A 22,435-nucleotide genomic window follows, 5' to 3' on the forward strand; every position below is an offset into this window, starting at 1 on the left:
GAATGCTTGCTTCATCACGACGAGAGATGCCTTTGGTCAGGCATCTGCGACACTGGGTGGCACTATCCACGACGTCAGCGCTAATGCTGTACGTGTCAGACGCAAGGGCGATCGACGTCAGCACGCAAGGCGAACTCGACGCCGCGATCGCAACCGGCGCCAATCCGGTCAATATCGTGGTGGGCAATCTGGCACTGTCCGGGAGTCAGGCGTTCGCGCCCAACACTGATGTGACGGTCGCGCCCGGCGCGAGCTTGGCGCTTTCCAACGCCAATCAGATCGTGGGATCGATCGGTGGTGGCGGCATCGTCACGCTTGGAACCCAAGGTCTCGCGGTTGGGGCCAACAATACCGATACGGCGTTCTCCGGCACGATCGACATGACCAACCAGGGATACAACCCTCCTTATGGGACCTTCGCCAAGATTGGTTCAGGTACGCTGACCATCGATGGTGCCACGCTCACGCAGGGTGAAAGCTACATCGTTCAAGGCGCGATGGCGCAGACAAGCGGAAGCACGACGATCACCTATCTCGCGGTGGGTGAGGGCGTCACCGGCGGCACGCCCAATGTCGGTGCGTTGAACGTTTCGGGTGGTCTCATCACCTTCGGTACCGGCTTGCAGATCGGCGACTTCGGTGGAGTGGGCACGGTCAATCAAACGGGCGGCATAGTCAGGGTGACCCCTACCTGCGGCGACATCAGTCACTGCGCCTCGATGAACATCGGCAACCAGGGTGGCGTCGGCACATACAACATCAGCGGCGGCGAGCTTTACCTCGACGGTGGCCTCAACGGCCTTGGGCGTACCTCTGGCACAGGCAGGCCCGGAAGTGCCGGCACGCTCAACATCGGCGGTGGTGTCGTCGATCTGTCCGGCGGTGGCCGTCTCATCGTCGGATATGGCAACACGGATGCGGCTCAGGCGCAATCGCAGGGAGTAATCAATCAAACCAGCGGCATCCTGCGCGTCCACAATGGATCGACGCTCCATCTCTCCGGCCTCAACACCAGCACGGGCACATACAATCTCAACGGCGGCGCGCTCGAGATCGGCGGCAACAGCCTGCTCGCTTCCTACAACAACAATAATCCGGATTATCAGTTCAATGTCGGCGGTGGCACGATCAGGGTGATCGAGGCCCCGCTCGTGACAGGCGTGAACGCGACGTTGACCGGTGGCGTCGCTACGATCGACACGAATGGGTTGAGCGCAACATGGAATGGCGTGCTGTCGGGGACCGGCAGCCTCGCAAAGAGCGGAGCCGGATCTCTGGCGCTGACCGGCAGCAACAGCTATGCCGGTGGAACGTTCCTGAATGAGGGCACTCTGCAGGTGACCGCGGATAGCAATCTCGGTGCGACCACGGGCGGACTGACCTTCGATGGCGGCAGCCTTCAGCTTGGCGCCGGCTTCAATACGGCGCGTGGCGTTACGCTGAACGGCAATGGCGGCGCGATCGATACGAACGGCTTCAATACGACCTTCTCAGGGACGTTCGGCGGGACGGGCGGCCTCACCAAGACAGGTGCGGGGATGCTGACCGTCGCGGGTGCCGGCTCTTACGTGGGCCCGACTCTCGTCAACGCCGGCACGCTGCAAGCGGGCGCGGCGAACGTGCTTTCCCCCAACAGCGCCTATACGGTCGCAGGCGGGACCACGCTCGACCTCAACAGCTTCAACCAGACCATCGGATCGCTTGCGGGCGCAGGTCAAGTCGCGCTGGGCTCGGCTGCGCTCACGGCCGGCAACGACAACACCTCTACGGTCTTCTCCGGCGCCATCACCGGGTCCGGTGGGCTGGTCAAGAGCGGGTCGGGCACATTCTCGCTGACAGGCGCCAGCACCTACACTGGACCGACCAACGTGAACGCGGGTGTTCTGGGCGTGGATGGCTCGCTGATATCGCCGGTGTCGGTCAATGCCGGCGGCATGCTGGTGGGCAATGGCACGATCGGCGGCCTGAGCGCAGCAAGCGGCGGCGTCGTGGCGCCGGGCCATTCGATCGGCACACTGAATGTCGCCGGTAATGTGAGCTTCGCACCAGGATCCACTTACGTTGCGGAGCTGAATCCCACGGGCCAGGCCGATCTGATCGCGGCAAGTGGACACGCCAGCTGACAGGCGGGACGGTACAGACACTTGGCGCTTTCACGCCTGACCTCGCCTACACGATCCTGACGGCGCAAGACGGTGTCAGCGGCAGCTTCTCCGGTGTCTCGTCGGCTACCGATTATGCGTTCCTCAGTCCGATTCTGAGCTACACACCGACCTCCGTGCTGTTGACGCTCGAACAGGTCAGTAGCTTCGCGAGCGCCGCCATCACTCCGAACCAGACGAGCGTTGCCGAGGCGGCTGGCGCGCTGCCTGCGAGCAGCCCTCTATTCCAGGCGTTGCTCACCCAGCCCTCGGTTGCGGGAGCCCGGCAGGCCTTCGATGCGCTCTCGGGCGAGATACATGGCAGCGTGCAGACGACCATGCTCGATGACAGCCGCTACTTGCGCCAGGCGGTGCTCGGACGCCTGCGCCAGGCATCCTTTGCCGACCAGTTGGGACCGTTCGCAGCCCTCACGGCCGGCGGGCCGCTGCTGGCACATGCCGATTCCGCCGCGGGCAATACCGGCGCCGCACTTGCCTATGCCGGCACGAGAAGAACGGCCTTCCCCACGAAAAGTCCGCTCGCCCCGGGGCCGCCGCGCGGCCCCGATATTGCCTGGTGGGCGCAGGGCGTCGGCGCCTGGGGCAAGATAGGCAGCGATGGCAATGCTGCCGACGTGAGCCGCAACCTCGGCGGTTTCTTCTCCGGCGTCGACAGCAGCTTCGGCGCTAACTGGCGTGCCGGCATCGCCGGCGGCTATACCAATTCGAACGTGCGGGTGAATGCGCAGGCAAGCGCCGCCAATGTCGACACGGCGCATCTGGCCGCCTATGCCGGCGCCGCATACGGCCCCTGGAACCTGCGTTCAGGCGTAGCCGGGAGCTGGAGTACGATCGACACCAGCCGAGCTATCCTGTTTCCCGGCTTCGCCGACCAGGCAACGGCACGTTACAACGCCACCACCGCCCAGGTGTTTGGCGAGGTCGGCCATAGCATTCGCTTTGGCAATATCGCCGCCGAGCCGTTCGCCGGTCTGGCGTGGGTGCACCTGGATACGGACGGCTTCAGCGAGCGTGGAGGTCTTGCCGCGCTCATCGGATCGTCGACCCGCGACGATATCGGCTATTCCACCCTCGGAGCACGCATCGCCACCGGCGTCCAGCTCCAGAACGGCATGATGCTGACGCCGCGCGCCGCGTTGGCGTGGCAACATGCTTTTGGCGACGTGACGCCGGGCGCGGCGCTCGCGTTCCAGAGTTTGGGCAGCGCCTTTAGCATTTCCGGCGTGCCTCTGGCGCGCGATGCCGCGCTGGTCGAAAGCGGCGTCGATCTGAACATCAATCCGAGCGTAACGATCGGCGTGTCGTATCTGGGACAGCTTTCCGACAGAGTGAATGATCACTCGGTCAAGGGTAACCTGAGCTGGCGCTTCTGAGCGGCGGAACGCACTTGGCCGTCCACATGCAGGACGGCTCGCCCTTCGTTGGGGTTCAGACGTATCCGAGCCAATGCCAATAGGTGGCGCCGAGCAGCATTACCAGCGCAAGCGCGACGATGGTGAGCACAAGGCCGGTGCGAACGAAGTCCTTGGCCTCGAAGGTCTCGGTCCCATAGGCCACCATGTTTTGCGGCGCGTTCACCACGAGAATGAAGCCGAAACTCACGACGAACTGCAGCAACATGGTCATGCCCACCATATTGATGCCGGGCGTTGCCACATGCTGAAGGACCGCAATGACGATCGGGATCATCGCGGAAGCGAGCGCGGTCGCGCTGGCGAAGCCGAGATGGATCACTGTCAAGAACAGGCTCATCACGCCGAGGATGAACAGCGGGCTGGCGTTCTGAAGTCCAAACTTGGTCACGACCAGATTGGCCAGCCAGACGGCGCCGCCGGTCTGCAGCAGGGCGGTGCCAAGGCTGATGCCGACGCCGAACAGCACGACGGTCCCCCACGGGATCTTCGGCTGCGCCTCCTTCCACGTCATGATTCCGACGCCGGGCATGAACATCAATGCAACGGCCGCGATGGTGGTCGATGACGTATCGAAGCGGTGCAGCACGCCCTCGGTCGCCCAGAACGCAAGCAATGTCAGCGAAATCGCAAGCAGCTTCTTCTCGGACGCTTTCATCGGCCCCAATTCGGCGAGCGACTGCCGGATCGCATCGCGACCGCCGGGTACCTCCTTGACTTCCGGCGGCATCATGCGCGTCGTCTCGAAATAGAGCACCACCGACATGATGATCCCGAACGGCGCCGCCGCGACGAACCATTCGCCCCAGGTGATGCTCTGGTTCAGCGTCTTCTCGATGAAACCTACGGCAACCATGTTCTGCGCCGCCGCGGTTTTGATGCCGACATTCCAGATGCTGGCCGTCTGCGTCGCGGTGATCATCAGCATGCCGGCAAAGGCGCCCTTCTTGCTGACGCCGAAGGCGGCGATGATGCCGAGCATGATCGGAACGATGCAGGCGACTCGCGCTGTCGTCGAAGGCACCAGAAACGACATGATGAAACCGACAACAATCGCACCAATCACGACGTGGCGGGTTTCGGTGCCGACGCGGGAGAGAATGAAGAGGGCGATGCGTCTGTCGAGCTTTGTGGCTGTCATGGCGGCGGCGATGAAGAGCGCGGACGCCACCAGTGCCAATGCGGTGTTGGCGAAGCCGCTGAAAGCAAGACCCAAGCCCGCGCTGGTGCCCATTGCTACGGCCGGATTGGTCAGGCTCGGTGCCGTGCCGAGCAGAAAGGCCATCAGCGCGGCGATGACCACGCCTGATACCGCGTAGTCGAGCGTCTCCGTCATCCAGACGATCACGGCAAAGGCGAGCACGGCCAGCATGCGATGGCCCGACATCGACAATCCCTGTGGTGTCGGTAACACAAGAGCAATGACCAGCACGGCAATGGCCAGCAGAAGCCCCCAGTTGGAGCGGAGCCAGGACGGTTGAGCCGGATCACCAGAGTGTGCGCCAACGGATACTGATGAATCTGCAGTCGACATGAAGTGCTCCTCTCGTCGCTCAAGACTTTGCGCGACGATTGCTGCGCTGCTTTGAGGAAGATCAAGAGGCGATGCAGATGACGGCCGCTATGCTTTCCGTTCTGACGGCAGCCCCTGCTCGATGCTTTGAAACCGCAGCGGTGCGAGGGCGACGGCACGCTCCCACCAGTCCGTCACGCGCTCGGCGAGCGCGGTGCTGCCTCGGCCCTTGCCGGGGACGATCCTGATGCCCCTGACGGCTTCGGCATGATAGCCGCGGGCGAGGCGGGTGATCTTGATGACGATGCCGGCCCGGCCCCGCTTGGTCAGCGGGACCAGCAGGCGGCCGTTGCGGCGGAGCGATTCGATCCACAGCGGATGCGGATGATTGAAGCCGGCATGGACGATGATGACATCGGCCGGCCCGCCCACGTCGTTGCAGCCGTCGCCGTGGATCACTTCGACATTCTTGTATCGCCTCAGATTGGCGGCGGCACGGCTGGCCAGTGCCTTGTTACAGTCGATGGCAAGCACCTTGCCTTGCGCGCCGACGATCCTGGACAGGATCGCCGAATAATAGCCGAGCCCGCAGCCGATCTGCACGACGCGTTCTTTCTCCTTGAGGTCGAGTACATCGAAGAAATGCGCCCACAGGCTCGGCAGTCCGGTGTCGAGCTTGCGCCGTTCATCGATCGCGACCAGCACGTCGTCATAGAGATGAACGGGGTCGGCATCGGCGGTGGAGCTGTAGCCGCGTCCGGCCTCGCGACGGATGCGCCAGGGGCCATCGCCCGCAAAGTGCTCGCGCGGTACCGTGGCGAAAGCCCGCAGCAGGCATGCGGAGGAAATCTGCTCGCCTTGCCCGATCGCTTTCGCGTAGCCTCGTCTTGCCGCCGCCAGATCGCTCATCCCGCCCGGTGTAGCCCTGTCTGGTCCGCCCACGGATGCTGCCTTGATGGATTCGCGCCGAGTTCCTCCATCAGATTCCACGCCTCCTTCAGGTCCGGCGTGCGGAAGCCCTCGGCGAACTGCGCCGCGACCGGCACGAGCAGTTCGACGGCCTGCTCGCGCTTGCCGGCATCGCGCCAAAGGCGTGCCAGGCTGACGGCCGACCGCAACTCCCATGCAAGCGCGCTCTGCTGGCGGGCCAGCTCCATCGAACGGCGGAACAGCTCCTCGACGTCGTCGGCCACAGCTAACCCGCCTTGGGCAAAGGTCGTTTCACCCTGCAGGCGATAAACCTCGGCGAGGAAGAAATGGTCGCCGGTCCGCCTCGCAACCGCGAGGGCGCCGTCCAGCGTTCGCAGCGCCGCTTCCAGCCGGCCGGCTTTCGCATAGGCAGTCGCGAGCAGGCTCCTGAACCAGCAGCTCGCCAGCCAGGCGTCCATGGCTTCATAGCCCTCCAGTCCCACCCGCATCTGCTTCAGCCCTTCGTCGATCTCGCCGAGTTCGGCCATCGCCCATGCGCGCAGGATGCCTGCCTGCTGCTTCCAATGCTGGAAGCCATGATCCGACGAGACCACCATGGCGCGGTCGGCATAGTTCATGGTCCCCTCGACATCGCGCAGGTGCTGGCAAAGATAAGCGCCGAACTCGAGGGCAAAGGCGAGCGTGAATGGATGGCGCAACTGTTCGGCGTTGACGATCGCATCCTCGGTGTGCTGGCGCGCCGCATCGGGGCGGCCGAGAAACCACTGGAGATATCCGAGATAGGACAGCGAGACGACGCCGGGATCGATACCGTGCCGTTCGGTCAGTTCACCGTGCAGATCGGGGGTATAGAGCCCGTTGCAGCGCTGCAGATGATAGTGCGAAGCCGCAAATCGCCCGCGATAGAGCATGGTCATGGCAATCGACCTGTGGGCCTCGATCAGATACCCGGCATGCTGCTGTATCGATTGCGGGGTTGCGTTCGGGCGTACCCGCTTCGCGAACTGCAGGAGCTCGACGCTGAGATCATGGGCGCGCTTCAGATCGGCACGGATGAAATGGTACACCCAAAGCCCGCGGGTCGCCGTGAACACATTGGCCTCATCGTCAAGCTGGCGGCCGAGCTCGAGCGCCTGGGTGTAGTTTTCCTCGACCTCCTGCGCGGCGTAGCCCTTGGCGGCGATCAAGGCGTTGCCCAAAGCGGTGCGAAGCTCCAGCTCCATTTCGTCGCGTCGCATCATCTTGGGATGGCTTTGGGTGACGCCGAGGCCACGCCGGAGATGGCTGATCGCTTCCAGATTGGCGCCCGCTTTTGCGGACTGCTTGCCCGCCTTCAGCCAGAAACCAACGGCCGGTTCGGCTTGGCCGGATTCGGTCAGGTGATAGGCGAAAAGCTCGGGCTCGCGCTCGGTGCGTTCCGGATAGATCTCCGCGATCACCTCCGCGATTCGCGAATGCAGCCTTCGTCTTTCGCTGTGCAGGAGGCTCGAATGCGCCGCGTCCTGGATCATCACATGCCTGAAGGCATAGACCGCATCTGGCTGATGACCGCGGCGAACGATCAGCCCCGCTTGCTCGAGATGATCAAGCGCCGCCTCGATCTGCTCCGCCGGCGATTCGGCGACCGCACAAAGGATCTCATAGGAGAACTCCCGGCCGATCGTGGCCCCGATCTGTGCGATCTTCTTGAACGGCCCCATGCGATCGAGGCGCGCCATCAGCGAGTCGGTCAGGGTGGCCGGGATCGAGAGCTGGCGCCATGGTCCGGTGAAGACGTAGCGCCCATGCCGCTCGGTGAGCAGGTTGGATTCGATGACGGCCTTGGTCAGCTCTTCCAGGAACAGCGGCACGCCGTCGGTCCTGACGATGATCTCCTCGACGACTTCCCTCGGCAGCTCCCGCCGGCCTGCGACCCGCTCGACCAATGTCGTCCGCAGTTGCCGGCTGAGCCGGTTGAGCGTCAATGCCGTGATGTGGCGATGCGCATTCCAGCTCGGCTTGAATTCCGGGCGGCAGGTGACGATCACGAGGATGGCCGCGTTCTGAGCCCTCTCTACCAACAGATCGAGCACTTCCCGCGAGGTAGGATCGATCCAGTGGGCATCCTCCAAGGCGATCATCAATGGCCGGTCGCGCGCAAGCCCGACCAGATGGTTCACCAGCGCGGCGACCGTCACATCCTTGTGCTGCTGTGGCGAAAGCTCCGGCAGCGCGTGCCGATCGCCGGTCGAGATCGACAGCAGCGCCGCAAAGATCGGCACCACCTGCTGTACATTGCCCTTTGCGGCGGCCACGGCTGCCTCGAGGCTCGAAAGCGCCAGCACAGCAGAGCCTTCGCGATCAAGTCCGATCGCGAATTTGAACTGCTCGATAAACGGATAGAACGCGGTGCCGGTGTAATAGGGAGAACACTGGAACGACAACTGCCCATGGTGCTCGCCGGCGACCCGCTCGTGAATCTCCTGGAAAATGCGCGACTTGCCGATTCCAGGCTCTCCCGACAGCAGCACGACCTGGCCATGACCCTGCTTGGCCTGTTGCCAGCGTCGCATCAGCAGCGCGATTTCCTCCTGCCGGTTGACGAGCGGCGTCAATCTCGCGCCCATCGCCGCAGCGAAGCGTGTTTCCATGCGCGCGCGCCGGACCACGCGCCAGGCCTGGACTTTTTCGGATATCCCCTTGAGCGTGTGAATGCCGAGGTTCTGGTAGTCGAACTTTCCCCTCAATAGGGATTGCGTCGAGGACGCGATGACCACCCCATTGACGGGGGCCAGCGGCTGCAGCCTGGCGGCGAGGTTCAGCGTTTCGCCGATGGCGGAGTCGCGTTCCTCGGTGCTCTGTCCGATCAGGTCTCCGACGACGGCAAGGCCGGTCGCAATTCCGATGCGAACCGCTGGCGTGTAGCCGGACGCCGCTCGCGACTCGCCGCCTTGCGCCGATGACAGCGCCTCGACGATCTCAAGCCCGGCGCGCACGGCACGCTCGGCGTCGTCTTCATGCGCATGCGGATAGCCGAAATAGATCAGGATGGCGTCGCCGATATAGCGCGCGGCGAAGCCGTCATAATGCTTCACGATCCGGACGCAGGTCTCCCTGAAGCGGCCGATGATGTCGCGCACGTCCTCGGGATCGAACTGCTCGGAGAGAGAGGTGGAGCCGACCATGTCGCAGAACATGGCGGTGAGCTGGCGCCGCTCGGCGACATTCCCTGTTCTCGGCGGGACGCTGCGACCCGCTACCGGATTGCTCGCCGGTGCGATCGGAATGAGCGAACCTATCGCGCGCTGCAGGCGCCTGCGATCACCCATCGGCAAACCAAGCTTCGCCAGATCCTCTTCGGTCAGATCGGGGATGACATCGAGGCCGATGCGGTGCTGGATGAAAAGATCGCCGTATTGGCCGAGGCCGATCTCCTCAAGCCAGTGCTTCAAGCCATCTGTCGTTTCAGAACTTGGCTTATTCTCCGGCATAATTATCCGTCGGGCTGCATCTCAGGAGAAAGGACGTGTCTCCGTTTGGTTGCGCACATTTAGGGGACTTTTGCCCGACCTTGGTCTGGACGGATTGGCGAAGTTCAAGAACAATAGCTCAACTCGAGCAAAAAGGCACGAGCTTGTCGGACGTCGCAGCCACACCGTCGCAAGGACCGGCCGGCAGCAGCACCGGAGGCCAAGCCCTTTCGTGCATCCAAGCCTTTTCGTGCATCGGGGATATCCTTGATTTCTATTCCCGCAACGCGCCCGATCGGACCGCGGTGCTTGCTCCCGGACGCGGTGCGGTGACCTATGCCGAGCTTGCCACGCGCACCAGTGATACCGTCCGTCAATTGCGCGGGCTCGGCATCGCCCAGGGCGATCGCGTGGCGCTGGTATTGCCGCGGGGCGTCGATAACGCGCTGGCCCTTATTGCGGTAGCAACAGCAGCCGTCTGCATCCCGGTCAATCCGGATCTGACCGGGGATGAATTGCAGCGCTATTTCAGTGAGCTGGAGCTTGCCGCGCTCGTCACGGCTGCGGAAGCGGGCTCCGCAAGCCGGGCCGCCGCGCACGCGTTGGGGGTTGCTGTGATCGATCTGTCGCCCCGGGCCGGCCAGGGTCTTGGCGCCTTCGAATTGGCAGGTTCGTCGGTTGGGCCTGCCATTGTGGGCGGGGCCGCGCGCGGAGAGGATGATGCCTTCATCCTGCTGACCTCGGGTACGGCGTCTCGTCCCAAGATGGTACCGCTGACCCATGCGAGCGTGTGTCTTTCGGCCTACAATGCTGGGGTCGTCTTCGCGCTCGGGCCACAGGATCGCCTGCTCAACATGCTGCCGCTGTTTCACGCGCATGCCCTGGTATCCGGCCTGCTCACGGCGCTCGCGGCTGGATCGAGCGTGATCTGCACCGCGGGCTTCGATCCCGTGTCCTTCTTCACCTGCCTGAAGGAGTTGAAGCCGACCTGGTATACTGCGGTGCCGACCATCCACCGCGCGCTGCTGTCCGCTTCAGAGCATGACACAGAGATGACGCGGGGGTCTTCGCTGCGCGTGATCCGCTCGGCATCGGCGTCGCTTGCCCCCGCGATCCTCCAAGGACTGGAAGCGCGGTTCGGCGTGCCCGTGATCGAGATCTACGGCATGACGGAAGGCGCATCCCAGATCGCCGCCAACCCTCGCCACTTGCGCAAGCCGGGCTCGGTCGGCCTGCCCGCCGGTCCCGAGATCGCGATCATGGACAATGAAGGCCGGCGGCTGCCCGTCGGCGAGCGCGGCGAGATCATGTTGCGCGGCCCCACCATCAGCCGGGGCTATTACAACGATCCCGAGGCGACCAGATCCGCCTTCCGGGACGGCTGGTTCAGGACCGGCGACCTCGGCTACCTCGACACGGACGGTTATCTCTTCATCGTCGGCCGCATCAAGGACGTCATCAACCGCGGCGGGCAGAAGATTTCGCCGCTGGAAGTGGAAGAGGCGTTGCTGAGCCATCCCGATGTGCTCGAGGCCGGCGCCTTCGGAATTCCGCACCAGAAGCTCGGCGAGACCGTCGGCGCAGCGATCGTGCTGCGGCCGCAGTCCGGCGCCACAGCGCATCAGCTTCGGCAGTTCGCGCGGCAGCGGCTCGCCGCCTACAAGGTGCCGAGCCTGATCCGGATGGTTCAGGCGTTGCCGAAAGGGGCGAGCGGCAAGCTCAAGCGAAGCGCGCTTGCCGCATTGGTATCGGCCGGACCGGCAAGCGAGGACACCGAACACAGGCGTTTGCCCCGCTCTGAGTTGGAGCGGCAATTGGCCGAGATCTGGGCGAGGCTCCTGGAGGTGGAGCAGGTCAGCGTCGATCAGGACGTCTTCGCGCTGGGCGCGGATTCGCTTGCGGTGACACAAATGCTATCGCGCCTGCGTGAACAATTCGGCACCGATCTCTCGTTCAAGGACATTTTCGACGCGCCGACGGTCGCTGAGCTTGCTGGGCGGCTGCAATCGCGCGCAGCGGAACGCGACGTCGCGCTGCCGGGATGGCGCAAGACCGCAACGGAGTCAGGCCGTGCGCCGCTCTCGTTCCAGCAGCAGCGGATGTACGTCCTCACCCGGCTGGACCAGACCAGATACAATTACAATGTCGTCGAAGTGGCGCGCCTGTCCGGCCGGCTCGACGTTGCCGCATTCGAGGCGAGCATCGCAGCGCTTTGCGAGCGGCATGAGGTCTTGCGCTCGACCTTTTCCGAATGGCTGGGCGAGCCGGTGCAACGCGTCGACGCGGCGATGCCACGGCTCGAACACGTGGACCTGAAGGGATGCGCAAAGGGTGAACGCGAAACGGCGACCCGGCGGGAAGCGCTGAAACTGGCGCACCACCAATTCGATCTCGAACATGAGCCGCCGCTCAAAATCAGGCTGCTGCGCTTCAGCGCGACCGATCATGCGCTCGTGATCAACATCCATCACCTCGTCACCGACGGCTGGTCGCAGCGGCTGTTCTGGCAGGAGCTCGAAGCGCATTATGCGGCGAGTTGCGCGGGACGCGTGGCCGCGCTGCCTCCGCTCGCTTTCCAATATCGCGATTTTGCTGCATGGCAGCAGGATTGGGCGACAACGCCGGCGGCGAAGGAGCAGTTGAGCTATTGGCGCACGCAGCTCGATGGCGTCACCACGCTGCCACTGCACACCGATCGCCCGCGTCCACAGACGTGGAGCGGTCGCGGCGCCCGGCATTACCTCGAACTGCCGCAAGGCCTGTCGGCGCGGCTGAGGTCGCTGAGCCAGGCGAAGGGCGTCACGCCGTTCATGACGCTGCTCGCGGCGTTTCAATGCCTGCTCCATCGCTACACCGGCCATGAGGATGTCGCGATCGGCTCGCTGATCGCGAACCGCAACCAGATCCAGACCGAACGCCTGATCGGGCTATTTGCCAACACCGTGATCCTGCGAACCGACTGCCGTGGCGATCCGACCTTCGGCGAGCTGCTGCGACGGGTGCGGCAGGTCACGCTCGATGCCTATCGCAACCAGGATCTACCGATCGAGGAGGTGCTGCAGGCGCTGCAGGTGTCGCGCAGCCGCGACGGCAATCCGCTATTTCCGGTGATGTTCATCCTGCAGAGCGCTTCGATCGAGGCGGCGACGTTTCCGGGATTGTCGACGCAGCGTCTCGAGATCGATCCGCAGATTTCGCGCTTCGACATCACGCTCGAGCTGGTCGAGACCGACGGCCGTTTTTCAGGCTTCTTCGAATACAGCACCGACCTGTTCGATGCTTCGACGATTGCGGGAATGGCGGCACATTTCGAGCGGCTTCTGAGCGCTGTCATTGCCGATCCCGAGGAGCAGATTTCGCGATTGCCGCTGCTGTCGCCGGCGGAGCGCCGCCGCGCGCTGGCGGATTGCAATGGGGTCGAAGCCGATTTCAGTGTCTTCGATCTCTGCGAACGGTTCGACCAGCAGGTCGCACGTGCGCCGGAGGCGATCGCAGTCTCCGCAGGCGAGATGCGTCTCAGCTACCGTGAGCTCGCCGATCGCATTGCGGCGATCGCCGCGCGGCTCGCGCAGGAGGGGATAGGCGACGAGAGGCTGGTCGCGCTGTTCGTCGAGCGAAGCCCCGATTTGCTGGCTGCGATGCTCGCAGTACAGCGCGTCGGCGCGGCCTTCCTTTGCCTGGACCCGGCGCAGCCCGCCGCGCGGCTGGCCGAGATCCTGACATGCAGCGGTGCGGGTTTGCTGTTGGTCGGTGCAAGCTGCTCCTCGGCGCTACAGGAAGTGCTTTCCCGCTCGCCCATTCGGCAGCGCATGCCGATTGTCCATCTTGAAGGCCTGGCCGCCGCCAATCCGGTCAAGCCGGCGCGGCGCGCGCCATCGAGTCTTGCCTATGTCATCTACACCTCGGGCTCGTCGGGGACGCCGAAGGGCGTGATGATCGAGCAGCGCGGATTGTCCAATCATCTTGCGTCCCTGATCTCCGAGCTTGGCCTGTCGTCTGCGGACGTGATCGCGCAGACCGCGCCGCAGAGCTTTGTGATCTCGGTCTGGCAGTTTCTCGCCGGTCCCGTAGTCGGTGCGCGCGTCCACATTTGTGCCGACGAGATCGTGCGCGATCCCGAACTGCTCGCGCCAGAAATCGAGCGGGCAGGGGTGACGGTGCTGCAGATCGTGCCATCGCTGCTGCGGGTTATCCTTGAACAAGCCGACCAACCGCCGGTGCCGCGCGCTTTCTCCCGCCTGCGCCTCCTGATCTCGACCGGCGAGCCGCTCGCCGTCGATCTCTGCTGCGCCTGGTTCAGGCGGTTTCCCGATGTGCCACTGGTCGACGCCTACGGCGCATCGGAGTGCTCCGATGACGTCGCGCTCCATCGGTTGACCGGACCGCCGGCGCTCGCGATCAGCGTTCCGATCGGTCGCCCCTTGCCAAATACGCGCCTCTACGTGCTCGATCCGCATCTGCAGCCGGTGCCAGCAGGGATCGTGGGGGAGCTCTGTGTCGGCGGCGCCGGTGTCGGGCGCGGCTACATCAATGATCCCGGGCAGACAGATGCGCGCTTCCTGCGCGACCCGCTTTCGCAAGATGCGGACGCGCGTTTGTATCGGACCGGCGATCTCGCCCGGCGCCGCGCTGACGGCACGATCGAGTGCCTTGGCCGTATCGACGATCAGGTGAAGATCCGCGGCTATCGGGTCGAGCTGAAGGAGATCGAGCATGTTCTGCTTGATCATCCGGATATCCGTGCCGCCATCGTCGAGCCGCGCGACGCCGGCGGTGAGATCCGCCTGGTCGCGCACATCGTTGCGGCTTCGGGCAGCCGGCCGGATGCCGGTGCACTGCGCGATTTCCTCAAGAACAGGCTGCCGGGCTACATGGTGCCCGCAGCCTTCCTGTTCCTCGAACGCATTCCGCTGAACAGCCACGGCAAGGTCGACCGTGTTGCGCTGAGGGGAGCGTACCAATCCGAGCCGACGGCCGCCCGCGTGACGATATCGGCGCGGCGCGGCACCGAGAAGACGCTGACCGATATCTGGATCGATCTGCTGAAAGTCCCCAGCATCGGCGTCACCGACAATTTTTTCGACCTTGGCGGCCATTCATTGTTGGCGGGCCAGGCGATGGCGCGTGTCGCGCGGGCGTTCGGCGTGTCGTTGCCGATCAAGACGATCTTCGAGGCGCCGACCGTGGCAGAACTCGCGCAGCGCATCGACGATGCGTTGGCAAGGAAACCGCAGCAGGTTCTGCCGATTATTCCGGATGTCGTGGAAACGGGTTCGCGCCTGCCGTCCATCGCGCAGGCCCAGATGCTCGGCGTCGAGCGCGAGCTTCCGGGGCTTCCCCTGTTCAACCTGCCCTTTGCATTGCGGCTGCAGGGGCCGCTCGATCTCGCCGCGCTGAAGAAGAGTCTTGGTGAGGTGATGCGCCGTCACGAGTCGCTGCGCACCGCCTTGGGCTGGGATGGCGACGAGCCTGTGGTCATGATCACGCCGCCCGGCAAGCGCGCCGCGCCATTGAACGTCGAAGATCTGACGGTGCGCGGATCGCCGGGCGACAAGCGCGTCAGCCAACTGCAATTAAGGAAGGCCAGGCTCCGCGCCGAGCAGGAAGCCCGGACGCCATTTGACCTCACACGCGCGCCGCTATGGCGGGCGCGCCTGTTGCGATTGGGGCCAGACGACCATGTGCTGCTGCTCACGATCCATCACGCCATCGCCGATGGCTGGTCAATCGGAATCCTCTTTGACGAGATCTCGCAACGCTATGCGTCGCTCGTAGATCGTCGCTCGGTACCGGCGCTGCAACCGGCGTTGCCGTTCTCCGATACGGCGCGTCGTCAGCGCGGATGGTGTGCCACCGATGCGGCGGAGCGGCAGGCCAGCTATTGGAAGGAGAATTTGCGCGGGGCCGCGCCGGTCTTTGGCAATGCCGCTGGCGTCGCGCCAGCCCCACCCAGCGATCATCAGCCGGTGCGCCTGTCGGGCGATCTGGTCGCAGCGCTGACCGCCTTTGCGAGCCGGGAGAACGGCACGCTGTTTATGGCGCTGTTGACCGGCCTGAAGACACTGCTTGCGATACAAACCGGCCGCGATGACATTTGCGTTGCCACTGCGATGGCCAATCGCTCCCGGCCTGATACTGAGCAGGTGATCGGACCATTCGAGAACACCGTGATCGTCCGCACCCGCATCGATCCAGGACTTTCGTTCCGACAGGCCTTCGCCCGCGTGCGCGACAGCGTTCTCGAAGCTCATGCCAGACAGGAATTGCCCTTCAACATCCTCGCCGCGCGGCTCGCGGAAGCGGGCATCGATCCCGCCTCCCTGATCCAGGTTTACTTCACCTTGCAGAATCCGCTGCGCCAGCCGCTGAAGTTTTCGGATGTGAAGATACGCACGCTTGGAAGCGCCTACCGCGAAGGACAGCCCGTGCTGCCGGTCGATCAGACCTGGCTCTCGCTGATGCTGAAGGAGCGGCCGACTGGCATCACCGGCTCGTGCAGCTACAAGCGCGAGCTGTTCGGACACCATGTGATTCCACAATGGATGGAGGATCTTGTCGTGATCCTCACGCGCGCTGCAGCGCAACCCATTGCGTCGTTGCAACGTTTGCTCCGTCGTCGCGCCGCGTAATGCGCGCAGTCCGCAATCACTCCAGGCTGTAACGAGCGAGAAAACTACCTTGATTATTTGTCGCTTCGCGAGCAACATTGTTCTCGCGCCTGACAAGGTCGCGGGAAACCCGGGGTATTTACTATGGGATTTGTTCCGTATCTTGATTTCGATAAATTGACACCCGACGAAAAGAAGAACCTGAGGGATTTGCTCAAAAGTGAGCGGGATCAGCTCAGGATCGCTTTGGCCTTGGCTGAAAAGGGTTTGGCGAAGTTGGGCAAGTCGGCCAAGAAGGCCAAAAAGAAGAAGAAAAAGAAGAGCAGGTAGACGCTGCGCGAGATCGATGCCATGCGCATCAGGGCGCGAGGCCGCGGGCTCGATCTGCCGTTCGATCAGTTTTCAAGGCTGATCTCCGGCCGGCAGATCGGCTTCGGGCCGCGCATCTCGGACGATCCTCCCATCGTGCATCGCCCATGGTCGCTCGCGCGCGGCGCTTGCCCGGCATGACCGCGAGCAAGCGCAAACCCCGATCATCCGAGCTGTCGGCGACGAAAACCAGGCTCCGCGTATTCCCCGCCGTTTCGCGCAACCGCGATCCTACAAAATATGCCGACGAGCTGATGCGGATCGCGCATTTCGCCGACCGCAACGGCTTCGAAGGAATCTTGCTGTTTGCCGGCAATGACGTATTCGTCGAGCCGTGGGCGATGGCCCAGCATATCCTCGCGCACACGCAACGTTGCGCGCCGCTGATCGCGGTCAATCCGGTCTATCTGCATCCGTTCACCGCGGCGAAGCTGATCTCCTCCTTTGCACTGCTCTACGGCCGGAAAGTCTATCTGAACATGATCACGGGGACCGCGCTGAGCGATCTGCACGGGCTGGGCGACGAGCAGTCCCATGCAGAGCGATATGCAAGGCTAGGCGAGTTCATCGCCGTGGTGCGCCAATTGCTCACGAGCGCGCGGCCCCTCAGTTTCCGGGGCAGGTTCTACACCACGAACGATCTGCAAATCTGGCCGCGCATGCCGGCGGAATTGATGCCGGAATTCCTGATCGCGGGCCAATCGGACGATGCGCGCCGCGTGGGAGCGGAGATGCAATGCCTGATGATGCAGATGCTCCCGCCTGATCTCGAGCGGGGAATAAAGGCTCCCGGATTGAATTTCGGGATCTTTGCGAGGGAAAGCCGCGAGGAGGCAAGGCGGGCCGCAAAGCTTCGATTTCAGGACAGCGACGACAATCGCGAATTGTTCAAGCTGACGATGGAAAACACGGATTCCGTCTGGAAGCGGCGGCTTGGCGACGATGAGCAGGACGGCGCGATCCACGACAACGGCTATTGGCTGCTTCCCTTCCTGACCTTCCAGGCGGATTGCCCTTACCTCGTCGGCAGCTATTACGAGGTCGGTGCGAAGCTGCGCAGCTTCGCGGAGTTGGGCGTCGGCAATATCATCCTCGACGTGGTTGCGGACGAGGAGGAACTCGAGCATGTCCGCAAGGCGCTCGCCTGCAGCGGCGTGTTCTGATGGCGCATTGATTTGCTGCTTACTTGGTCGGGCGGCGTCCCGTGCGCGGATTGAGCGGAGCGGTCGGCGGTCGCCGCAGCGCTTCGGGCAGGAACGGCTCGTCCGGCTCGGGCGAGGGATCGGCGCGGACATCGGCCGCGGTCTGCGCCCGCTCATGCGGGCTCTGATTGTCCTTGAACTTGCGCTTCACGTCGACGCCGCTGACGGGATCGTTGACGCCATGCTGGATGTCTCTGGTGTCTGTCATGATGTGTCTTCCGAAAGATCGGCGCTTCCAATTGAGAACGCCCGTGGTGACCCGTCGTTCCTCGGGTTCCCGGCCGTTGGCTGCACGTCGGACCCAGCCATCAAACCCCGATCGCGTTCTTCGCCACCACGTCGCGATAGAATTCCGCACTCAGTTTCGGCACCCGCGCTTGCGTCTCGAAGTCGACCCGGTAGAGCCCAAAGCGCTTCTCGTAGCCGAAGATCCACTCGAAATTGTCCATCAGGCTCCAGAGAAAATAGCCGCGCACCGGGATGCCCTCCGATGTCGCGCGCTGGAGCTGCGTCAAATAGTTGCGCAGATACATGATGCGATCGAGATCGTAGACTTTGCCATCGGCCGTAAGCTTGTCCTCGGACGAGGTGCCGTTCTCGCTGATATAGATATTTTCGATATTCCAGATCTTCGCCGCGAGCCTTGGCGCCCAATAGATCGTCTCCGGACCGATTCGCAGCCATTCCGAGTTCATGTGCGGGAACGAGGTCGGGAACGGGAGTACGTTGAAATGCGGCTTGCGGTCTGAGGCCGTGATGTAGAATTGCGGCGCGTAGATGTTGAGCCCGACGAAATCGGTCGGCGAAGCGATGATCTTCAGTTCCTCGGGGGTGAATTTGGGCGCGTTGGCACCGGCATATTCGAGGAAGCCCTCGGTGTATTTGCCCTCCAGGATCACGCCGAGGAAACCCGCGTTCAATTCGCGCGTGGCTATCTCGGCGGCGCGGATGTTTTCCGGCGTTGCGATCGCGGGCACGCAAGCCGCGATATTCTCGGCGACGCCGACCCTGGTGCCGGCGCGTCCCTTGGCGCGGATCGCCTGCACCGCAAACCCATGACCGAGCGCGACGTGATGGCGGACCTGGTTCAATTGCGCGGTCGGCAGTTTGAGTCCGGGAGCGTCGATGCCCCAGCCGTAGCCGAAATTGACGAACCTGCCGGCCTCGTTGACGGTGAAGATGTTCTTCACCCGGTCGGTGATGTGCTCCGCGATATAGGCCGCATAGTCGCCGAACGCCTTTGAGGTCTCGCTCGATTGCCAACCGCCGACGCGGTCTTCCAGCGCTTGCGGCAGATCCCAGTGATAGAGCGTGGCGTAGGGCTCGATGCCGTTGGCGAGCAATTCGTCGATCAGGCGGTTGTAGAAGTCGAGCCCTTTCGGGTTCGGCGCACCTGCACCTTCCGGAAACACCCGCGGCCAGGCGATGGAGAATCGATAAGACTTGACGCCGAGATCCCTGATCAGGGCTACGTCCTGCTTGTAGCGGTGATAGTGCTCGTTGGCGCGGTCGCCATTGCTGTTGTCCTCGATCTTGCCGGGCGTGTGGCTGAATGTGTCCCAGATCGAGCGGCCGCGGCCGTCCTCGTTGACCGCGCCCTCGATCTGGTAGGACGAGGTCGCGGTGCCCCAGACAAAGCCGGCGGGAAACGGGCCGGGCGCGTGCGGGTCGGCGGCAGCGGCCGGAGTCACGTTGCGCTCTGCGGCAGCGGCCGGCGTCGCCGCCATGCCGAGCGCGGAAATGCCCGCAAGCTTGGCGAAATGCCGGCGCGAAAATCTACCGAACATCGGTCACTCCGGTCGGGTTGGCATCGATCTGATAGGCCGAGATCCGGTCGATCTCGAAGGCGATGCTTTTGGGCGAACTGGCATCGACGAAGCCGACGCCGAGAAAGAATTTCGATCCCATCGCAAGATTGACGATCATGTACATCGGATCGTCGTATCCGATGGGGACCCTGATGTCGGACACCGGCTTGCGGTCGATCAAGTAGATCAGCCGATCCTCTTGCCACAGCACACCGTAATTGTGGAATTCGGATTCCGCGCCGGGGATGTTGAAATCAAACCCACAGGACTGGATGCGCTGTGTCGAAGGAATCCGCCAGTGCGTCGTCATCACGATGTCGCCGGGCCGCTCGCCCCGTCCTTCCACGACGTCGATTTCCGGAGGCCAGCCGCCGTCGTCGGCGAGCATCCAGAACGCCGGCCACACGCCGCGGCCCAGTGGGATCTTCGCGCGGATTTCGAAATAGCCGTATTTCTGCGAGAACTTGCCCTGCGTCGTCAGGATGCCCGAGATGTACTCATTGTCGAACAGCGCCGGCTTCAGATCGGGCGGCGTGCGGCTGGCGACGATTGACAGCACGCCGTTATGAACCCTGAACGGGTCAAGTCCCAGCGGGGTGTTCATTCGGCCGCCATAGCGGGGATCGACATAGATCTGCTGCTCGCCATTGGCGCTGGTCTTGCGTTTGAAATCGGAGCCGTCGCCGCCCCAATAGCGGGCCTCCGGCCACGCCGCACCGCCGGCATAATGCGGCACCCACCTTCCGTCCGCCAGCGGATGTTCGTTGAAATCGTCGCTGAAGGTCCGGTGCAGCGACCGGAAGGTCAGCGACGTGGGCGGCTGATCTTCGACGCGGCGGCACTCAGTGGTGGTTGGATCGGTGGTCACCTGCAAGGTGAGCGCTGCCGGCGCCGCTTCGAGATCGTCCTGGGCGAGGGCGGGCGCCGTCACGGCGACATAACCGATCGCAAGCAGAACTCTCGGGGTCAATTCGCCGATCATCTCCGGCCTGCAAGGGGTAGGTTAATCCACGTTAACCTTTCACGCCACTTTCGGGCAAGTCGCGTGTGGGGGCGCATACGGGACATCGTACTGGAATGTAACGCAGCGGTGATTGCCGCGGCGGTTCCCGTTAACCTGATGTCAACGATCCAAGCAGGCGGCGCTTCAACAGAATGTTAGCGGCTTCTACTCATAGTGGGTCGATCGTCCAGGGGTGTGTGCGTGCGTTCATGATGCGGCGATGGCCCTATCTGGCCAGGAGTGCGCTGGTCGCGGCCAGCGTGGCCGCCTTTGCGGCAGGCGGACATTTTGTCGCGACCACCGCGATCGACGCGCAGCAATCCAAGCAGCTTGAGGAATTGGCCAATATCGCGCTGCGACGCTCCGAAGTCGCGGTGGATTCCAGCGTTGCCACGCTCAACGACGTCATGCGGCGCGGTCCGATGACCTGCGATGCGGCTTCCCTCCAGGCCGTGCGCCTCAAGGTCTATCAGCGTTCCCAGGTCAAGGACATCCGCCTCGTCAACCGGGAAGGATCGGTGATCTGCTCGGCCTATTCGGAGACGCTCGAGTTCGACAATGAATGGGTCACGCGGCCGCGCATGCTGCGGACCGCCGATCACAGCCTCCTGCGGTTTCGGGTCGACCAGATCAATGGCGTCGCGCTTGGCGTCTTGAAGGACATCGATGCGAAGTCTTCGCTGGTCGCCATCCTTGGCGTCAGCGCCACCCTGTTTGACATCCTGCCCGCGGAATTGCGTGACCACGGCGAGGTGGTGGCCCAGCTCGACAACAGCGCCGATATCGGGCGATTTGCCGCCTCGCAGGTGTTTGACGCGACCGACGCCGTGACCTTCAGCAGCGCATCGCACCGCTATCCCTTGCGCGCACTGGTCCGGGTCGCGCCCGACGCCCTGCGGCATTGGAACAGGGACGGCTATTGGCCGTCGATGCTGCTCGGCGCCGTGCTCGGCCTCGCTTTCGGCCTGTTGCTGACGCGGGCAGTGGCGCGCCTGGAAGGGCCGATTGCCGATATCGACCGCGGCTTGGCGCGGCACGAATTCGAGCCGTACTTCCAGCCGACCTTCGATCTGCGCTTTGGCGCGATCAGGGGGTGCGAGGTGCTGGCGCGTTGGGTGCACCGGGACGGCAGCGTCACGCCGCCGATGAATTTCATTCCGCTTGCTGAATCCAGTGGCCGCATCGAGGCGATCACCTGGCAGATCCTCGCATTGGCCTTGAAGGAGATGCGCCCGCGGCTTGCGGCGGACAAATATTTCAAGATGTCGGTCAACATCACTCCGCGCCATCTGCTCAGCGAGGGTTTTGTCGACCGGCTTCGCCGTGAGGTCAGGGACAGCGGCGTCTCGGCGCGCCAGATCGTGATCGAGGTGACCGAGCGCGAAGCATTTCCGGACCTGGAGAAGGCGGCTGCCGTCATCGAAGCGTTGCGCGAGCACGGTTTCAAGGTCGCGATGGACGATGTCGGCGTCGGCCACAGCGGTCTGTCCCAGATCAAGCGGCTCGGGGTCAACACCATGAAGATCGACAAGTTCTTCGTCGATACCATCGTGCAGGATGGTTCGGCTGCGACCATCGTCGAGATGCTGGTGCGGCTCGCGGCGAAGCTCAGGATGAACGTGATCGCCGAGGGCATCGAGACGGCCGAACAGCGCCAGGCGCTGCTCGGTTGCGGCGTCGAGGCCGGCCAGGGCTACCTGGTGTCGCCGCCATTGCCCTATGCAAAGTTCGACGAATTCCTCGTCGCATATGAGGCCCGGATAGAGGCCGAGGCGGTTGTTCGGCAGGCCTCGGTCGCCTGACTGTGGTGCCATTTAGTTGAAGCTTCACCTCTCCCGCTTGCGGGAGAGGCGTAGGCCGCCTTCGGCGGCCGTCCTTGGAGAACGCCGAAGCGGCGCTTCGGCTATGGCGCAGCGCCGGGTGAGGGCTCTCTCCTACGGTCGAATAGCGTGAATCGCGGATAGAGCCCCTCACCCCAA

The 22,435-nt window shown here is 63.6% G+C and carries 12 protein-coding genes and 1 pseudogene; 7 read left to right on the forward strand and 6 right to left on the reverse strand.

The window, feature by feature from the left end; translation table 11 throughout:
* The first annotated feature begins 83 nt into the window (after positions 1-83).
* Together CWO89_RS08515 and CWO89_RS08520 are read left to right on the forward strand one after the other, a co-directional pair.
* Entirely contained in the window at positions 84-2,123 is a 2,040-nt protein-coding gene (locus CWO89_RS08515) for a beta strand repeat-containing protein (RefSeq protein ID WP_165421061.1), read from the forward strand.
* Between the two features lie 104 nt (positions 2,124-2,227).
* Positions 2,228-3,535: pseudogene (locus CWO89_RS08520) on the forward strand (autotransporter outer membrane beta-barrel domain-containing protein); the annotation flags it as partial.
* 55 nt (positions 3,536-3,590) lie between these two features.
* Here CWO89_RS08520 and CWO89_RS08525 read toward each other — a convergent pair.
* The 3 genes from CWO89_RS08525 to CWO89_RS08535 all read right to left on the reverse strand — a co-directional run bounded on the left by CWO89_RS08525 (position 3,591) and on the right by CWO89_RS08535 (position 9,487).
* Entirely contained in the window at positions 3,591-5,108 is a 1,518-nt protein-coding gene (locus CWO89_RS08525; protein ID WP_130578185.1) for a DASS family sodium-coupled anion symporter, read from the reverse strand.
* Between the two features lie 87 nt (positions 5,109-5,195).
* Complete coding sequence (locus CWO89_RS08530) at positions 5,196-5,996, reverse strand: protein-L-isoaspartate O-methyltransferase family protein (RefSeq protein WP_130578186.1); 801 nt, start codon at positions 5,994-5,996, stop codon at positions 5,196-5,198.
* Positions 5,993-9,487 (reverse strand): ATP-binding protein, encoded by a 3,495-nt coding sequence (locus CWO89_RS08535; RefSeq protein WP_130578187.1) that lies wholly within the window; start codon positions 9,485-9,487, stop codon positions 5,993-5,995. The genes CWO89_RS08530 and CWO89_RS08535 overlap by 4 nt, the downstream gene beginning before the upstream one ends.
* Positions 9,488-9,630: 143 nt before the next feature.
* Here CWO89_RS08535 and CWO89_RS08540 point away from each other — a divergent pair, with 143 nt between their 5' ends.
* The 4 genes from CWO89_RS08540 to CWO89_RS08550 all read left to right on the forward strand — a co-directional run bounded on the left by CWO89_RS08540 (position 9,631) and on the right by CWO89_RS08550 (position 17,606).
* The gene (locus CWO89_RS08540; protein ID WP_130578188.1) at positions 9,631-16,095 is read left to right on the forward strand and encodes a non-ribosomal peptide synthetase; all 6,465 of its coding nucleotides are present in this window, start codon (positions 9,631-9,633) and stop codon (positions 16,093-16,095) included.
* 123 nt (positions 16,096-16,218) lie between these two features.
* Positions 16,219-16,404, forward strand: coding sequence for a hypothetical protein (locus CWO89_RS08545; RefSeq protein WP_130578189.1), 186 nt, complete (start codon positions 16,219-16,221; stop codon positions 16,402-16,404).
* A gap of 21 nt (positions 16,405-16,425) precedes the next feature.
* The gene (locus tag CWO89_RS45765) at positions 16,426-16,584 is read left to right on the forward strand and encodes a hypothetical protein (protein WP_165421062.1); all 159 of its coding nucleotides are present in this window, start codon (positions 16,426-16,428) and stop codon (positions 16,582-16,584) included.
* The gene (locus CWO89_RS08550) at positions 16,581-17,606 is read left to right on the forward strand and encodes an LLM class flavin-dependent oxidoreductase (protein WP_130578190.1); all 1,026 of its coding nucleotides are present in this window, start codon (positions 16,581-16,583) and stop codon (positions 17,604-17,606) included. Before CWO89_RS45765 ends, CWO89_RS08550 begins: the two co-directional genes overlap by 4 nt.
* A 19-nt stretch (positions 17,607-17,625) precedes the next feature.
* Here CWO89_RS08550 and CWO89_RS08555 read toward each other — a convergent pair whose 3' ends face one another.
* The 3 genes from CWO89_RS08555 to CWO89_RS08565 all read right to left on the reverse strand — a co-directional run bounded on the left by CWO89_RS08555 (position 17,626) and on the right by CWO89_RS08565 (position 20,435).
* A complete protein-coding gene (locus tag CWO89_RS08555) occupies positions 17,626-17,853 on the reverse strand; it encodes a hypothetical protein (RefSeq protein ID WP_130578191.1) in 228 nt (75 codons plus the stop codon).
* A gap of 100 nt (positions 17,854-17,953) precedes the next feature.
* Complete coding sequence (locus tag CWO89_RS08560; protein WP_130578192.1) at positions 17,954-19,432, reverse strand: GH1 family beta-glucosidase; 1,479 nt, start codon at positions 19,430-19,432, stop codon at positions 17,954-17,956.
* Positions 19,422-20,435 (reverse strand): glycoside hydrolase family 16 protein, encoded by a 1,014-nt coding sequence (locus CWO89_RS08565; protein WP_130578193.1) that lies wholly within the window; start codon positions 20,433-20,435, stop codon positions 19,422-19,424. Before CWO89_RS08565 ends, CWO89_RS08560 begins: the two co-directional genes overlap by 11 nt.
* Positions 20,436-20,665: 230 nt before the next feature.
* Here CWO89_RS08565 and CWO89_RS08570 point away from each other — a divergent pair, with 230 nt between their 5' ends.
* On the forward strand, positions 20,666-22,258 hold the full coding sequence (locus CWO89_RS08570) for an EAL domain-containing protein (protein ID WP_130578194.1): 1,593 nt from the start codon (positions 20,666-20,668) through the stop codon (positions 22,256-22,258).
* Positions 22,259-22,435 lie beyond the last annotated feature (177 nt).

Origin of the sequence: Bradyrhizobium sp. Leo170, assembly GCF_004296405.1 — a bacterium.
Lineage (GTDB): Bacteria > Pseudomonadota > Alphaproteobacteria > Rhizobiales > Xanthobacteraceae > Bradyrhizobium.

Coding starts and splice junctions, on each gene's coding strand:
- CWO89_RS08560 (WP_130578192.1), bottom strand. CDS start 19,432: ATGTTCGGTAGATTTTCGCGCCGGCATTTCGCCAAGCTTGCGGGCATT.
- CWO89_RS08555 (WP_130578191.1), bottom strand. CDS start 17,853: ATGACAGACACCAGAGACATCCAGCATGGCGTCAACGATCCCGTCAGC.
- CWO89_RS08530 (WP_130578186.1), bottom strand. CDS start 5,996: ATGAGCGATCTGGCGGCGGCAAGACGAGGCTACGCGAAAGCGATCGGG.
- CWO89_RS08515 (WP_165421061.1), top strand. CDS start 84: ATGCTGTACGTGTCAGACGCAAGGGCGATCGACGTCAGCACGCAAGGC.
- CWO89_RS08535 (WP_130578187.1), bottom strand. CDS start 9,487: ATGCCGGAGAATAAGCCAAGTTCTGAAACGACAGATGGCTTGAAGCAC.
- CWO89_RS08570 (WP_130578194.1), top strand. CDS start 20,666: ATGATGCGGCGATGGCCCTATCTGGCCAGGAGTGCGCTGGTCGCGGCC.
- CWO89_RS45765 (WP_165421062.1), top strand. CDS start 16,426: ATGCGCATCAGGGCGCGAGGCCGCGGGCTCGATCTGCCGTTCGATCAG.
- CWO89_RS08525 (WP_130578185.1), bottom strand. CDS start 5,108: ATGTCGACTGCAGATTCATCAGTATCCGTTGGCGCACACTCTGGTGAT.
- CWO89_RS08565 (WP_130578193.1), bottom strand. CDS start 20,435: ATGATCGGCGAATTGACCCCGAGAGTTCTGCTTGCGATCGGTTATGTC.
- CWO89_RS08545 (WP_130578189.1), top strand. CDS start 16,219: ATGGGATTTGTTCCGTATCTTGATTTCGATAAATTGACACCCGACGAA.
- CWO89_RS08550 (WP_130578190.1), top strand. CDS start 16,581: ATGACCGCGAGCAAGCGCAAACCCCGATCATCCGAGCTGTCGGCGACG.